Annotated in this window: 12 protein-coding genes; 1 reads left to right on the top strand and 11 read right to left on the bottom strand. The window is 59.7% G+C overall.

Features of this window, described 5'->3' with window-relative positions; genetic code table 11:
- Position 1 precedes the first annotated feature (1 nt).
- From GT590_RS01640 to GT590_RS01590, 11 genes are all read right to left on the bottom strand, one after another.
- On the bottom strand, positions 2–322 hold the full coding sequence (locus GT590_RS01640) for a hypothetical protein (RefSeq protein WP_161170806.1): 321 nt from the start codon (positions 320–322) through the stop codon (positions 2–4).
- Complete coding sequence (locus GT590_RS01635; protein WP_161170805.1) at positions 322–960, bottom strand: hypothetical protein; 639 nt, start codon at positions 958–960, stop codon at positions 322–324. The genes GT590_RS01640 and GT590_RS01635 overlap by 1 nt, the downstream gene beginning before the upstream one ends.
- A complete protein-coding gene (locus GT590_RS01630; RefSeq protein ID WP_161170804.1) occupies positions 957–5072 on the bottom strand; it encodes a prepilin-type N-terminal cleavage/methylation domain-containing protein in 4116 nt (1371 codons plus the stop codon). Before GT590_RS01630 ends, GT590_RS01635 begins: the two co-directional genes overlap by 4 nt.
- A gap of 287 nt (positions 5073–5359) precedes the next feature.
- On the bottom strand, positions 5360–6676 hold the full coding sequence (locus tag GT590_RS01625) for a coproporphyrinogen III oxidase family protein (protein WP_161170803.1): 1317 nt from the start codon (positions 6674–6676) through the stop codon (positions 5360–5362).
- Positions 6677–7969: a phosphoribosylamine--glycine ligase gene (gene purD, locus GT590_RS01620; RefSeq protein ID WP_009305615.1), complete on the bottom strand. Its 1293-nt coding sequence runs from the start codon at positions 7967–7969 to the stop codon at positions 6677–6679.
- Positions 7970–8183: 214 nt separating this feature from the next.
- A complete protein-coding gene (locus tag GT590_RS01615) occupies positions 8184–9500 on the bottom strand; it encodes an adenylosuccinate synthase (RefSeq protein ID WP_161170802.1) in 1317 nt (438 codons plus the stop codon).
- Between the two features lie 502 nt (positions 9501–10002).
- Positions 10003–10926: an AEC family transporter gene (locus tag GT590_RS01610; RefSeq protein WP_086414131.1), complete on the bottom strand. Its 924-nt coding sequence runs from the start codon at positions 10924–10926 to the stop codon at positions 10003–10005.
- A gap of 105 nt (positions 10927–11031) precedes the next feature.
- Complete coding sequence (locus tag GT590_RS01605) at positions 11032–12258, bottom strand: bifunctional ornithine acetyltransferase/N-acetylglutamate synthase (protein WP_086414132.1); 1227 nt, start codon at positions 12256–12258, stop codon at positions 11032–11034.
- 36 nt (positions 12259–12294) lie between these two features.
- Positions 12295–13878 carry an amidohydrolase gene (locus GT590_RS01600; RefSeq protein ID WP_086414133.1) on the bottom strand — a complete coding sequence of 528 codons (1584 nt, stop codon included), beginning with the start codon at positions 13876–13878 and terminating at the stop codon, positions 12295–12297.
- Positions 13879–13935: 57 nt separating this feature from the next.
- Entirely contained in the window at positions 13936–14856 is a 921-nt protein-coding gene (locus GT590_RS01595) for an AEC family transporter (protein WP_086414134.1), read from the bottom strand.
- A 168-nt stretch (positions 14857–15024) separates the two neighbouring features.
- The gene (locus tag GT590_RS01590) at positions 15025–15816 is read right to left on the bottom strand and encodes an AraC family transcriptional regulator (RefSeq protein WP_086414135.1); all 792 of its coding nucleotides are present in this window, start codon (positions 15814–15816) and stop codon (positions 15025–15027) included.
- 172 nt (positions 15817–15988) lie between these two features.
- On the opposite strand from GT590_RS01590, the gene GT590_RS01585 reads away from it, so the two are divergent.
- Positions 15989–16246, top strand: a complete 258-nt coding sequence (locus GT590_RS01585; RefSeq protein ID WP_009305608.1) for a helix-turn-helix domain-containing protein — start codon at positions 15989–15991, stop codon at positions 16244–16246.
- Positions 16247–16520: the final 274 nt, after the last annotated feature.

Raw genomic sequence — 16520 nt, 5'->3', positions numbered from 1 at the left:
GCTACCGACCCTCCTCGTAGTATGCATAGCCGCCCGACTGGTACACGTTCACTTTGATACGCGTCGCTTCCTCAGAGTCGGGAATCGTCACGAAGACTTCTTGAAGGGGAACAGACGAATCGAACAAAGAAGCCTCCGCGGCGTACGAGGCGTTCAGCACCTGCTGGCTTCGGGCCGAAGCAGTTGCCGACACCGTCACCATGGTGGCGAGCATCGTGGCGCCCAGCGCCGCGATGAACACTGCCGCCAGCACCTCCACCATCGTGTCGCCGTGGCAATCTTGCAGTTTCTCGCGCAGCACGCGCGTCGTTTTGCCGATCATCACGCCGCCTCCGTCTTCTTCACGGTGGTGTTGTCGCCGTACTCGATCACCGTCACGCGGCCTTGGCTATCGAACGTGGGCGTGCATTGGATGGAGATGGTGGTGTTGTAGGGGGAATCCGCCGCGAAAGCGGAATCGAGCGACAACTCCACGGTGATGTTGAGGTCGGGATCCACCGTGATGCAGCCGTACACCGGGGCGAGACCCCCCGCCTCGCTTGGAGGGTCGATGCGCAACCGGTTGGATGCGGAGCCGCCCAGCACGTAATCCTTCCCCTCCGCGCGGGCGGCGAGGATGTCCTTCGTGCGCTGTTCGGTCCAGAAATTCTGGCCGATCATCGAGCGCAAGCTATTCGTATCGACACTCGCCTCACCTGCGGTATCGTAGGCGATTTTAACGACTACCGATTTCTCCTCCCAGACAGCATCCTCGCCGCCCAGCTGCTGGGCCATCAGCTTCGCCGCCGACTGCATCGCGTACTCTTTCTGCTGCAAGTCCACGTGCGTCTGCGCTGCCTTGGCCTGCACCGAGGCAGCCGTCATCACCACCGACCCGATGATGCCGCAAATAAGGAAGAACACCAGCGCAATGACGACAGAAGCCCCGGAAGTGTCACGAAGGATCCTCACGCGCTTCATAGGGAACCACCAACTTCCGCCTCGATGGGAACCCATGCGCTGCCACCCAAAGAGTACTGAACAGGCTGCGTGACCGTGTTGTAGTGCGCCGAACACGCACCGCTTTGACCGCCGATCACCGAACCGGCGGAAAGCCGGGTAAGCACCTGCTGGTTCTCCGGAAACGAGAACGACACCGTTTTCACCGTGCAGTAACTCTCGTTGAGAGACCACCCGGCACTACCGACAACGCCGCCCAAGCAAACGACCGAGGAGGGCTTCACTTTGTTTTCAATGTTGAAGACGACGTCGGTCACCGAACATGATGATAGGTTCACCTGGCTTGTTCGAGCAACGATCAAACCCGCCGACAATCCATCGACCGTCCCGGTATCCCTCCAAGAGACTCGGACATCGACATCGAAAACCTTGCACTTTTCGATGTCGCACTCTTCCGCATACCCTATGAGCGGTGACACCGCATGGGTTCCGTAGGAAAGCCTGTCCACGACAGCAGTCGCGTTCTCGCTAGCACCCTCAAGCGTACAGTTCACAATCTTGGACTTCGCAGCATTGCCCACCAGAAAACCGAAGTTCGAGTTCGAGTTCGTACCGACGGCGGCATACGAATTGCCGTCAACGACAAGCCTCACGTTCTTTATAACCGCAGACGAAGTTCCATCACTGAGAACCCAAGGGAAGAGACCCTGCCCCTGCCCAACACCCTCGTACTCTTTCGCTGAGTTCAGCACGGAAAAGCCGCTGGCATCGCCAAGGCTGGCATACGTCGCTCGTCCGAAATTGAAGATACGGTAGCTTCCGCCATCGTAAGCCCCTGTGAATATGTTGTTGAACTTGTACCCGTCAACGATATTCTTCATATCGAGATCATGTTCTTGAATAAAGGCATCTCCCATGTACGCATACTGTACGCCGTTGACATTGTTAAACCATTTCAATGAACCAGGAAACTGCATAGCATGGCGCACGCTCCAGGGCGAAGCATCTTCTCCCCAGGTTTTCGCAGCGTCGCCATCGAGTGTCACGGCGCGGGCGAAATTGAAGTTGACCTGGTAGGTTGCGGTCAACTCGTTCGGCTGGGACTTGTTCACGAGCACTTCCACCGGCGTAGACTGATTCTTCAGCACAGCATCTCCCGACGCAAGGATGCGATATGCAGAATACGTCGTCCCAGACAAAGAAACCGTTATAGCTTCTTCATCCTTGATTTTGTACTGGCTGCCTTTGCCTTGTGTGATGGCTGACTTCTCAGTGCCCTCCCCAACGAGGATGAAGTACCCCCAGTCGTCGATGGCGTTGTCTGTGCGAAGCTCATTAACGAACGAGCCTTCGTCGGTTCCGTAATAGCCGTACCAGCTGGTCGCAGCACCGTTGGCATCAAGCTCGATATACGCCAAACCGAGGCTCACCTTCGGTTTGCGTATCTCGTCGAACTTGGCCACGAACGTCGTTCCCATGAATGCCAGCTGGCCGTCGTACTTTCCGACCGTATCGCCCGGCACGCAGACAAGCGACCCCGATCCGGCATCGCGAACATCAACCGTTTCCCAACCCACGAAACGATAGGTGAACTCGTCTGTCTCGGGTTTCGCAGGAGGGTCGACCTCACCCAGAACAACTTCCGACTCGATCGACGAATACGGAACATACTGAACCGCATAATCGGGTTTTCCAACACCCTGCTCGGTGTAGTAGAGCAGCGCCCGGTAGAAGCGGTAGTCTTCTTGGGTGGTTATCTTGAAGTCGTACGTACTTCCTTGGCGGCACGAGAACTCCAACCCCTTGTAGTTCTTCAGAAGTGCGGGCGGCATAACGGCAAGATCATCAAAAGAGGGACCGCGATACAGCCAAAGCGAGACGTTGGTCAAGCGCGTGCTGAGCACGCCGCTTAGGTACCCGCTGCCGTTGCCGTTATCGTAAGATCTGATGTTCGCGAAACCAACCCCGGGGGCGATGGAGTAGTACACCCGCACCGGCACGGTGCCGGCGGTGCTCAGGTATTCGTCGCCCTGGGAAAACCCGGCGACCGTGGTTTTGGACACCGCCCATGACACGTCGGACGACGAGGCGCCGAACTCGCCTTCGAACGCGGCGCGTGCCGTGACCGACGGGGTATCCGCGGTGCGCGAGCCGGTCTCCCGGGCGCTGCCGCTCAGATAGGCAGCCTTCAACGGATTCTCAACCGAAGCCGGTTCAGGAACCGCCAGCTTGTTGAAGTACGCCTGGACTTCGGATGCCTTCGGAGCCGTGCGCACGTACACCGTTGCATTGCCGTCCTCGTCGGCCAAGCCGTGGTTCTTATGGTTCTCGGCCTCGGCGTAGAACTTCTGCACATCGAGGCGCAGGGATATGACGTTGTTCGCATCGGTATCGGTTCCGGCAAGGGTACCCGAAGCATCGCCCGTTTCATTTGTTCCGTACCAGGTGAAGCAGTCGTTCAGAAAACGGTAGTCGTAGTTGACCCCCTTCTGGTTGAACACGCCCCATTCCCACTTGCCATCGTTCAAGTAGCCCACGCGCATGCATTCACCGGTGTCGGCTCGCTTGATCCACAGCTCCCAAATCTGGTACGCATGATTGTTGTACGCGCCCACAGTTCCCTCGAGCCGGTACGTGGCGTCGTCACGCACGGACGACGAGGCTATCCAGCCTCCCGCGTACGACTGGTAGCCGGCCTGCGGGTTCTCCTGCTTCAACTGCGTGTTCGCGTTGGAAACGCGGAAGTGATTATCCTTATCCTCATAGAAGGGGGTGACCGTCAACCCGTCCTTCACCACGCCGTCGCCGTTGCCGGAGCCCGCCCCAATGGAAGGATGCGCGCTGTCCGCAACCGTCGACCGCACCTGCGGATCGGTGTAAGCTTCGTTCTTCTCGCCGGCCACGACGGCGGAGTACGGGTTGGTTATCAGCATCGTCAGCTTGCCCGCAGGGTTCGGCCACTCCACATGGGCGGCAGCCGTGCCCGGCACGCAGCTGCGCGAGGTGTCTTTCGTCTCCACCGACACCGTCAGGGCGTCGCCCGCCACGCACGCGTCGAACACCTGCTTGAGCGCCGCCTCCTGGGAGCCGCCGGTCGTCGGCTTGCCATCGTTCTCCCTCGTCACCAGCTGCGAAAGGGCATTGAGGTCGATGGCCCACACATTGCCCTTCACGTTCGCGTCGTCGCGCGTCTGCTGCTTGATGGCTGCGGCGAAGTTGGTGAAGCCAACCGGATCCGAACCGTCATCGGCCGTGGACAACGACACCATGGTCGTTCCGTTGCTCAACCCGGAAATCGCGAACGCCACGTTCTTGCTGGTGTTCTCGATGGTCACCGTGGACGTGGTGGAGCCCGCGCTTCCGTCCGCGGCGATGTTGGGATCTTGCACCATCAAGCAGCCCGTTGCTTCGTCCACCCAGATCACCGGATTCGCGAGCGCTTTCTCGGGCGTGGCGCCGGCAGGGGTGCCGCCATAGTAGCCGATCATGGGGTCGTGACCCATGCGCGCCGCCTGATCGGTGGAGGCGCCCTCGGTTTCGTAATACGTCTTCGCGGCGTTCGTGGAGGTAGGGGTCGATCCGAAGAAGCCGGACCTTCCGTCGGCGTAGAACACGCCGATCACCTGCGCCGTGTCGGCATCGAACTCGATGATATAGTCGGCGTCGCGCACAGCCTCCTCCACAGCGAGCGCCGGGACGATACCCTGCTCGCGGGCGGTGTCCGCCGTCATGTAACGTTTGGAAGACTCCGCAGCAGAAGCGGAGGGAGGAGCAACCTCGTCGGACCCGAGTGTTTCACGTGAAACATGTTCCGTTTCGCCCTGCGAGCGGGATGAGCCCTCGGATGTTTCACGTGAAACATCCGCCGAGCGCGCGGCGGGGAAGCAGACGCGATACGAGTCGCCGTCCTTCACGGAATCCACCCACGTGCCCGACACTTTCTTGGCCGTCATCTGGGCTTGGGCGGCGTTCGCGATGGCTTGGGCGGCGTTGTTCAGCTCCAACATGCGCATGTTGTTCTGCGCCGACACAATGGAAGGGAAGGCGATGGCAGCAAGGATGAGTATGATGGCAACGCTCATCAGAAGTTCGGCGAGCGTAAAGCCCTCCGTATGCCGTCCCCTCTTGGCCACGTCTATGCCGTTTCCTCCTCCTATCAGGCAATAGAACGTCCCTCTTTGTGGTTTTGTATCATAGCACGTACATTGCCGAGGAATGCCGAAACGCGCGCCCGCCGATGAAAACGTCTACGTTGGATACTCCGCGGAACACGGAAACAAGCGCGTTCCACGTGAAACAGTCGGACACCCGAGCTCGCAGTCGAGCCGGAACACGTTGCCAGACGCGGCTCGGCACACACGAAAAACGCCCGCGGCAGATGCGCGGGCGTTTCGGTGTTCGAGCGGATGCGGACAAACGGTTATTTGCCATCGCCGAAGATAAGCTCGCGTTCCTCACCCACCAGGGCGGCGCGCGCCTGATCGCGCAGGTTGTTCACGCCGATGAAGAACTGGCGCATCATCACCACCATGAGGTAGCGGCCCCGCGAAGTAAGCGTCAGCTCGTCGGCGTTGTCGCGGTCGAACGCGCCCGAGGCCTTCATGAACGCCATCTCCACCGGCAGACCGCGCTCCACGGACACGCCGAAATCCTTCTTGAACTGGCGCTTGTCCAGGCGCAATCCGAACAGCTGCATCATGAAGCGGTAGCGCATCCGGTCGTGCTTGCTGAACGTGGCCTTGCCCATCAACGACATGCGGTCGTGCTCGATGGCGTCGTTGTAGTCGTTCACCGAGAACGTGTTCACGTACAGGTTGTTGCCCAAATACGTGATGCCGCCGCTGCCGATAGCGGGGTATTCCTCGTAATCAACCACGTACTCGTCGATCATCGCGCCCTCGCCCGCCGCGCCCGTGCCGCGCTTGTTGAACGTCCAGGCGCTGCCGTGTTCGAACAGCGGGTTCTCGCCGCCGGCCAGCACTTCGGAGATGATCTCGTAGAAGCGCTGCTCGCGCGCGTAATCAACCTTGCCCACGGTGCGAGCCAGCGAGCGCGCCACGCTGGGGCTGGCCATCAGCGGGTAGAACGTGGTCTGGCTCGTGCCGCTTTCCACCACGCGCTCGATGTCGCTGAACAGCACGTCCTCGGTCTGCGCCGGGAAGTTGAAGATCATGTCCACGTTGAGCGACGTGAAGTAGGGGCTGGCCTCGCCGATGCGCTCGAGGATCTCCTCGCCGCTGCCGTACTTGTCGTAGCGATCCATCTGCTTCAGCAGGTCGTTGTCGAAGCTCTGCACGCCAACGCTCAAACGCTGCACGCGACCCTGCAGCTTGTCCAGGTAGCTGGGAATCAGGTGGTTCGGGTTCGTCTCGCTGGACACATCGCCGATGCTGAACGTGTCGCGCGCCATGTCGATGGTTTCGCACAGCTCGTCGATCATGATGGTGGGCGTGCCGCCGCCCACGTACAGGCTTTCGAAGTCGTAGCCGAGGTCCTTCAACATGAGCATTTCCTTGCGCATGTTGGCGAAGTAGGGTAGCGCACGATCCTCCGCGAACGGGAATCGGTTGAACGAGCAATAGGGGCACAGCCGCTCGCAGAACGGCACATGCATGTACAGCATGTACTTCTGGCCGGGCTTCGGGCCGGGCACGCGTCGCTCTTGCGTCGGTTCGAGGCGCAGGTAATTCTTCGTGCATTCGCGAACAACAGACGTGAGCAAGCGTTCTGAAAGCATTTAGTTCTCCCAAGCGGCACGACCGGCCGCAGCGCGTTTGCCGATGTCGCTGCGGTACTGCTTGCCTTCGAAGTTGATAAGATCGCACGCTTCGTACGCCTTCTCGCGCGCGTCGTCGAACGAGTCGCCCAGCGCCACCACGTTCAGCACGCGGCCGCCCGCAGTGACCAGCTCGTCGTCGAAATTCTTGGCGGTGCCGGCATGGAACACCGTGACGCCCTCGATCTGCTCGGCCTCGTCGATTCCGAGGATGACCTTGCCCTTCTCGTACGATCCGGGATAGCCTTCGCTGGCCAGCACCACGCACACGGCCCACTGCTCGGACCAGCGCAGGTCGATGTCGTCGGGGCGTCCTTCGGCCACGGCCAGCATGATATCCGCCAGGTCGGACTCGAGACGCGGCAGTACCACCTGCGTCTCAGGGTCGCCGAAGCGAGCGTTGAACTCGATGATCTTCGGACCTTCGGGCGTCAGCATGAAGCCGCCGTACAGCACGCCGCGGTAATCGTTGTCGAACTCGCGCGCGGTGGCAACCGCTGCGCGCTCCATGATGTCGTGCATGGCCGCCAGCTCGTCCGGCGTCACGATGGGCACCGGCGAGTACGCGCCCATGCCGCCCGTGTTCGGACCGCGATCGCCGTCGAACGCGCGTTTGTGGTCCTGGGCGGTGGCCATGCAGTGCGCCTTGCCGTCGCTGACGAACGCCAGCATCGAGCACTCGGGGCCAGTCAGGCACTCCTCGATGAGCACGGTTTTGCCCGAGTCGCCGAATGCGCCGTCGAAGCAGGAGCGCACGGCGTCTTCCGCGTCCTCAAGTTCGTCGGCTACCACGACGCCCTTGCCAGCGGCCAGGCCGTCGGCCTTCACCACGATGGGCGCGCCCAGCTCGCGCACGTAGGCAAGCGCAGGCTCGAGGTCGGTGAAGCTGGCGTAGCGAGCGGTGGGGATGTCGTTGGCGTCCATGAATTTCTTGCTGAACGTCTTGCTGCCTTCCAGCTGGGCACCCTGGGCGTCCGGCCCGAACGTGGGAACCCCCGCGGCGCGCAGCACGTCGGCAACACCCGCAACCAACGGAGCCTCGGGTCCGATGACCACGAAGTCGATGGCGTTCTCGCGAACGAACGCCAGCACGGCCTGGCCGTCCTCGGGGTTCAGGTCGGGTACGTTCTGGGCGATGCCGTCCGTGCCGCCGTTGCCCGGCGCTACGTACAGGCTGTCGGTACGCGGGGACTTCGCCAGCGCCCACGCGATGGCATGTTCGCGACCGCCGCCACCCAATACCAAGATGTTCATGTCAGGTCCTTTCAAACCCTCAAACTACTTACGTCGTGCAAAAGCGCTTCAGTGCTGCTGGTGTTGCCACTGTTTCACGTGAAACATTTGTTCCCATGTCGCACGTCATTGCGACGAAGTGTTTCACGTGAAACGTTTCGTCGCTTTGCAGGTCGAACCCATACGTCAGCGAGAAGCGCCGAGTCGTTCCGCCGTTCGACAGAACGGCGGAACATTACCGATCCCAGCCTCGCATGATGGTCTGGTCGCGGTCGGGGCCGACAGCGATGATGCTGACCGGCACGCCGGTGATCTTCTCCAGGTACTCCACGTAACGCTGGGCGTTCTCGGGAAGCTCCTCGAACGTGCGGCACTCGGTGATGTCGACGCCCTTCCAACCGGGAAGCTCCTCGTACACGGGCTTCGCGTGGAACAGCACGCTCTGCTGCATGGGGAAGTAATCGTACACCTTGCCCTCGCACTCGTAGGCCGTGCACACCTTGATGGTGTCGAAGGCCGACAGCACGTCGAGCTTCGTGAGCGCCACGTCGGTGAGGCCGTTGACCTCGGCCGCGTAGCGCGCGATGACCGCGTCGAACCAGCCGCAGCGGCGCTTGCGCCCCGTGGTCACGCCGAACTCGTGGCCCACCTTGCACAGCAGCTCGCCGACCTCGGCCTCCTCGCCTTCGCCGCCGTCCTCGGGGAAGCGCTGCTCCGTGGGGAAGGGGCCTTCGCCCACGCGCGTGACGTAGGCCTTCTGGATGCCCAGTACGCGATCGATGACCGTGGGGTCCACGCCCGTGCCCGTGGCGGCGCCGCCGGCGCAGCACGACGAGGACGTGACGTAGGGGTACGTGCCGTGGTCGATGTCGAGTAGCGTGCCCTGCGCGCCCTCGAACAGGATGGACTTGCCGGCGCGCACGGCCTCGTTCAGCAGCTGGGCCGTCTCGGCCATATACGGCTTGAGGATGCGCGCATAGGGCAGGTACTCCTCGCAGATCTCCTCCACCGTGTAGGTGTGCAGGCCGTAGATCTTCTCGAGGATGGGGTTCTTCTGCGAAAGCACCGCTTCCAACTTAAGGCGGAAGATCTTCTCGTCCAGCAGGTCCTGGATGCGAATGCCCTTGCGGGCCACTTTGTCCTGGTAGCAGGGGCCGATGCCGCGCTTCGTGGTGCCGATCTTGTTCTCGCCCAGGCGCTTCTCGTCGGCGCCGTCGAAATCCTTGTGGTACGGCATGATCACATGCGCGTCGCATGAGATCTTGAGGTTCTTGCAGGAGATGCCTTCGGCTTCCAGCATGGCCATCTCCTTGATGAGCACGCCGGGATCAACGACCACGCCGTTGCCGATGACTGGAACCGCATGCTCGTACATGACGCCGGAGGGCATGAGGTGCAGCGCGAGCTTCTTGTCGCCGTGGATGACCGTGTGACCCGCGTTGTTGCCGCCCTGGTAGCGAACCACGTAATCGTATTCGCGCGCGATCAGGTCGGTGACTTTGCCCTTGCCTTCGTCGCCCCACTGGGCGCCAATCAGAACCGTGCTCGGCATGTCTGTTTTTCCTTTCGGTGTTCGAACCACAGAATTACAGTATATCAATCTGGAAGGCAAATGGAGTTTGCACATGTTCTTTTCGAGGTCTCCACATGAGTTCCGGAGGGTTCGATCGCCGGACGGCGGGGAGGGCGCCGACGCCAAAGGCGCACAGCGGCAACGGGTGAGGCGTTCACGCAGAGAGCCCACCGACGCGGCAGGCAGAGGAAGGGATCGGGCAACGCGGTCGCAAGCGGTCGGAAAACCGGTATCGGCACGGCTCGCCCAGGGCATCGAATGCTGCGCCCATCGCAGAAAGAGCCTGCGAGAGCATCCCGCGGCATCCGGAATGTTTCACGCGAAACATCCCACATCGCAACCTCGAATGTCCCACGAAGAGCATCTCGTGTCGCGCCCGGATTGTGTCACGGGAAACAATCCGCGTCGGACCTCAAATGTTTCACGTGAAACAATTCGAGCCGAGAGAAGGCTCGGCGCGCGGGAAGAGCCGCCCCATCAGTCAGAACAGCACCTTCACCAGGATCAGGATAAGAGGCACGGTGAGCAGGAACAGGAACATGCTTTGCGTCGTGGCCCGGGCGGCGAACTTCGGGTTCGCACCGTATTGCTGGGACAGAATGACGTTGAGCGTGCCGCACGGCATAGCAAGCAGGAAGACGCTGACCGAAGCCACCAGCGGGTCGATCCCGGGCACGAACGAGAGGACGACCGCAGCCAGAGCGGGCAAGGCCAGCAGGCGCATGAAGGAAACGATGTACGCCCATTTGTCTCTCACCACATCCGACAGCTTCATGCGCGACATTTCGTAGCCGATTATGAACATGGCCAGCGGCGTCATCATAGAACCGGCCATATTGAACGCGTCCGCGATGGGGGTCGGGAACCTGAACGGAAGCGCGTACAGCACAAGCGCGACGACGGTGCAGATCAGACAAGGGTTCAGCAGAATGCCCTTGATATCGGGCTTCGCCTTGTCCTGCAAAACCGCGATGCCGAAGCTGAAAAGGGTGATGTTGAACACGATGTTCGCCGCGATGGCGTACAACATGCCGGACGAGCCGAAGAATTGCATGGCCAACGGGATGCCGATGAACCCGTCGTTGCCGTATGCGCACAAAAGCACGAAGATGCGGTTGCCGCCGTCAGGGATGGGAATGCGCTTCCGGACAAGCCCCAAGCCGCCGACAACCACCACGTAGAAGACCAACGACACCGCCATGGTGACCACGAACCCCTGCAGCACCGATCCATCGAAAGCAACCTGGGACGACGACAGGATGACCAGCGGCAACACGGCCTTCAAGAGCAAGGTCGACAAGCCGTTCTTCATCGACTCCGTGATGATGCCGCGCTTGGAGAACAAGAAGCCGAACGCCAACAGGATCAGAATCTGAAGGAAAATCTCCACCATTTTGACCGTCACCGAAATCACCTTCCATCGCGCCGTCGATTCGCGCGTGCGCCGTCCGCGACGCCGCGCTGCGAACCGCACGGTCTTCGCGCGGCCCGCATCCCGTCGTCCGGACGCCTAGCCCGGCGGCAGATCGCCAGTCCAGTACGTCGTTTGCGCACCGCCCGCCCCAAGGTCCACGCGGATAACGATCTCCCGATCGCCCGCTTCGCGCAGCAGCCGTTGCTCGTCGAAGGGGCACAGCGCTCCGCGTCTCAGCACAGGAACGCCCATGACATCCACCGACACGCGCTCTCTCATGAACAGCGCGTCGGCGTATCCGATCGAAGAGACGATATGCGACCAGTTCGCATGACGTCCGGCAACGGTGGACCGAACCACCAGCGAATGGGCGACCGAGCGCGCCACCCGGTCGGCGTCGGCCTCGTCGAAGGCTCCGACGACATGCACGGTGATCAGGCACGATACACATTGCTCGTCAGACGCTATGCAACGCGCGAGGCGGCCGCTCACCTCTTTCAAGGCCTCGGAGAACTCGCGAAACGCCTGGGTGCCCTCGCGAATGGGCTTTCCCGGCTTCGCGCCATAGCCGCTAGCGAGCAGGAAGCAGCTATCGTTCATGGACGAGCCGGCATCGACGATCACCTTGTTGAAGCTTGCGGAAGCCGACTCCTCAAGCGCCCGGTACGCCAGTGCAGGAGAAAGCGGCGCGTCGGTGGTCAGCACCAACAGCATCTCGGGGCCTTTCGCCATGCCGCCTACGGTGAACGTACAGCCCCGGTACGCCGCATCGGTGCTGCGGTACGAAACGGCAGCTTCCTTCGGGTGCGCGCCGGAGGTCAGGATGGCGCGCGCCGCATCGTGGCCGCCGTCGCGCGACGCCCGCCTGCACGCAAGAGGAACGCCGCACTCGAACGGCTCGACGGGAGGGCGCGAGCCCATGATTCCCGTGGAAGCCACCAGCACCTCGTCTTCCCGGCAACCCAGCTCGCCCGACGCGAGGCTTGCCGAGCGCCGCGCCACCTCGAGGCCGTTCTCGCCGGTCAGCGCGTTGGCGTTGCCCGAGTTGATCAGCACGGCGCGCACGAACCCGAACGAGACGCGGCGAAGATGGTCCCGCGACACGTCCACAGGCGCGGCGCTGAACGCGTTGCGCGTGAACAGCGCCGCGCAGGGGCAGGGTACGTCAGCCGACACCAGCGCGCAGTCGAGGCGGTCGTTACCCTCGTAGAAGCCCGCATGCACGCCCGAAGCCGTGAAGCCGAGGGCGGAAGTCACGCCTCCCTCGTCGATCGTCGCAAGGCTCGGCATCTCAGGATGCCGCACCGCCCTCGGCCGTCTCATCTTCTCCGCTCCTTCCGCACCCTCGAATAGATTACGCTACGCGCGCTCGAACACCACGTCGCCGTTCAACACGGTCAATTGCACCTGCGTCTCGTGGATCAGCTTCGGATCGATAGCGAAGATATCCCGATCGAGCACAATGAAGTCGGCCAGCTTGCCTACCTCGAGCGTGCCCTTGCGATGCTCCTCGCTGCACCAGTAGGCGGCGTTCTTCGTCACCATCTCCACCGCTCGGTACACCGAGATCGCCTGATCAGCACCGAGAGTCACGTCGTCGCGGCCGACGGCCTGACGAGTGACCGCGCATTCGACGCCGTAGAAGGGATTCACTGTGCACACCGGCGCATCGGTTCCGCCAGCCACGATGAGTCCGGCATCCATCATGTCCTTGATCTGGAACAGACGGTTCGCGCGTTCCTTACCCAAGCGCAGCTCGCCGAAGTTCACGAAGTTCTCAAGCCACACCGGCTGGATGGCTATTACACAGGGAATCTTGGCCGCACGCTCGATGAAAGTGTCGGACACCAACGTGGCATGAACGAAGTAGAAGCGGCGCGCGTCGCCCACTGCAGGATCGTAGGCGCGCTCGAACGCAGTGAGCACCATATCGTTCGCCGCGTCGCCGATAGCATGAATCGAAACGTCATGACCAGCGTCGTAGGCGGTTTTCACCAGCTCGTCCAACTCTTCCTGCGTGTAGTTGCACTCGCCTCGAGTCCCTACCGGATTCTCGTAATCCTCGAGCATGAGCGCACCGGCCGATCCGATGCCGCCGTCGGTAAGCATCTTGATGGCGCCTAGTTTCAAATCATCATCTCCGAACCCCGTCACCAAACCGCGGACATTGGGATACTCGGGATACCAATTCAGCGTAAGGTGGCAAGGCAGCCCCTTCTGACGACGCATCTCGGTATAAAGACGGGCACCGAAGGGTCCGTCCTCCTGATTCACCTCGAGCTGGGTAAGTCCAAGTGAAGAGCAATACTGCAAATGCTCGTGAACCGCATCGACGCATTCCTGCAAGCTCATGCGGGGTATGACAGGATCAACATGCTCGGGATACACCACTTCGCGTACGACGCCGTCCGGACGACCATCATCGAATCGGCCCACATGATCAGCCACCATCGGCTGAAAAGACGCATCGATACCCGCTAGCGCCAGTGCCGCAGAGTTCAACACATGAACATGGTGGCAGAAACTGCCGATGCAAATAGGAATTTCAGAAGAAACGCTGTCGAGCTCATCACAGTTCGGAAAACGCCCCTCTTTCAAGAACTCGAGGTGCATGTTCTCGGCAGTAAGCCACTGACCAGGTTTGATGCTTCCCTTTCGCTGTTCGAGAAGGCTCAAGATTTCGGGAATGCTATGGCACCCGCTTAGGTTCGGCGTAATACGGCCCATACAATCATGGAATAGGTGCATATGGGTGTCAGCGAAACCGGGAAGCACGCTTCTTCCCTGCAGGTCAACGTACTCGCACGCGTCAATTGCACGCATCTCCTTGCTCGTACCGGCGGCTACAATGGTTCCGTTATGAACGGCCAGCGCCTCCACTGTATCACCTTCGGACACCATGGTTCGAATGACGCCGTTGTAATACACGCGATCGATCTTCATAGCTCAACTCCTATCCTAGCTTCGTTTTCATGCGCTGTCGAACTGGACGGTGCACGCTTACAACAAGGTATTGATGATGACGAGCATGATGGGAACGGTAATCAAGAACAGGATCATGGTCTGCGTTGTGGCACGCGAAGCGAACTGGGGGTTAGTTCCATACTGCTGCGACAGGATCACGTTCAAAGTTCCGCACGGCATAGCCAAAAGAAAAACGAGAACCTTCAAAACCTCGTGATCCACAGGCAGGAACATGAAGATAACGCACACGATAGTAGGAATTACCAGCAAACGCAGGAGGGAGACGACGTACGCCCAGCCGTCTTTTATCAAATCAAGCACCTTCATGTTGGCGATCTCATGACCAATAATGAGCATAGCCAGCGGAGTCATCATGTTGCCGGTCATAGTAAAAGCGGTGCCGACGAAGGAAGGAAAACGGAAGGGAGCGACGTACAACACCAGCATGACCACCGTGCAGATCAAGCACGGGTCGGTTAGGACCGACTTCACGCTTACCTTGCTCTCGCCCGACAGGATCATCAAACCGTAGCTAAACAGGGCGATGTTAAAAGCCACATTAAGCGAGAAGGCGTACATCAAACCTGTAGGCCCGAAGAATTGCGTGGACAAGGGAATCCCGATGAAACCAACGTTTCCGAACACACACAGCAACGGGAAAACGCGGTCGGCGTTGTCCTTCAAAGGAAGCCTCTTTGCCACCATACGCAAAATAAACAGGAACACAAAGTAGAATACGAACGATATGACCAGAGTGATACCGAAACCGCTGAGGGTAGAGGCATCATAGGCGATCTGTGACGAACCCAAGATGCTGATGGGTAGAACCAATTTCAACAACAGAGTGGAAAGACCGTTCTTGATGTCCGACGTAAGAATCTTCTTCTTCGTGAAAAAGTAACCGAACGCGAGCAGGATGACGATCTGCAGGAAAATCCCCCACATTTCCGGTGTCATGAAAACCTCCTTATAAAGACGATGCGGAACACGAACCGCCTCGCCTCCCCGATCAGGGCCCCTCGGGATCGGAAACGCGGATTCGGTTCGCGTGCGCACTCATTCTTTACAAATCGGCAACCGAAAGCTTGTATATTTTCACACTTGCCATTAAAAAGCTGTCGAAGGTCAATGAAACAAAACCGTCGAGCGACCGGCACGAATATCGCCAGGGACGAGCGTCGTGTACTTTTTAAATTCCCGATCGAAATGCGATTGATCGTAATACCCCAAACCGGTCCCGATATCGAGTCCGGTCACACCTCGATATCGACTGTCAGAGAGAAACCTGATGGCATTCTGAGTGCGAATGATGCTGGCGTACGTCTTCATGGTGCAGCCAACCGCTTCTTTGAACCTCTTGGAAACATAGGTATGACTGTAACCCGTGCGCTCGACCACGTCTTCCACACGCACCACCCCAACCCTGCCCAAGATGACCTTCGTTATAAAAGATACCAGTGAGTCCGACTCGCAGAAAAGCTCCGAGTGACTGCTTGCGGCGAAATGAGACGCCGCCAACCGAGCGCGCTCCTCAAAAGGCAGCGAGAGATGAACGATATCCCTTAGAACATCGATATCCACATACGCCGACGCTTCGATTCTTCGATTAAATAGCGCCTGCGCATCGAGCTTAGAGAAACAACATTTGGGTCCCGGCATGAACTTAATACCAAAACAACGCTCATAACAAGAAGAATCGCTTCTATGGCCTTTGAGAAGGCTTCCTGCAACGAAACACTCCTCTTGCGCACCGCTTCCCAAGAATTGCACGTCGACACAGCCGTCGGGTATACCCAACGTGGAGGACCGCGCTGCTGGCGAAAACGTTATCTCGTACACTTTGTTGATCAAGGAGTCGTCAACGATCAACTCTTGATAACCCAGACCCGCACGCGAGCAGAACGATCTCAGATTCACCCGTCCCCCTTTCCGGCGACGAAGACGGCACCCCCCCCCCATGCGCCAGCCGACGGCGAAAACGTCAGCCGCTCAGCGTTTCCTTACTTTTCTAACCAAAATGGTTATAAAAGTATCCAAAACGATAACTATAGTAACCGTTTTGGGAAAGAGATCGCAATACCCTGTCCTCATGAATGAGAAGTACAAATCAGGATTCGGCGAAGCGGTGAGGATGCAGCGCGCGGTGTGCAACCTCACGAAAGAACGCCTGTCCCTTATGGTGGGCATCAACCGACTCACGCTGAGGAGGATCGAATCCGGAGACGCAAATCCGACCTTGGATGTCATGTATCGCATATCCGAAGGGCTGGGCGTCCCATTGAGCGAGCTCATCGCACAAGCTGAGGAAGCGGAGAAGAGAGACGGGACTTCCAGCAAAACCGACTAACGCAACCGGCGAGTTTCCGCGCCCCTCCTACGGTGCTCGAAGAACAGCGAAAACTCCGAGTCGTTTTGCGCGAAGCTCTGCAAACACGGCAAATTGGAAAAGCCGACCCCCCCCCCGCATCCCAAAGCGCCCGGGATGTTTCACGTGAAACATCTCGACGGGCGCGACAATAGCGGCTGCGCCGGGAGTGAACTCTCGACAAATTGAAAAGCGCTCGAGTCGGACGGGGAAGAGAACAGGAAGCAACGAGAGAAGAATCCAGGCGAGAACAGGT

Origin of the sequence: Eggerthella sp. BIOML-A1 (assembly GCF_009875595.1) — a bacterium.
In the GTDB taxonomy this organism is placed as follows: Bacteria; Actinomycetota; Coriobacteriia; order Coriobacteriales; family Eggerthellaceae; genus Eggerthella; species Eggerthella lenta.
Note: the sequence above shows the minus strand (reverse complement) of the source record. Positions and strands in the feature narration are given on the sequence as shown.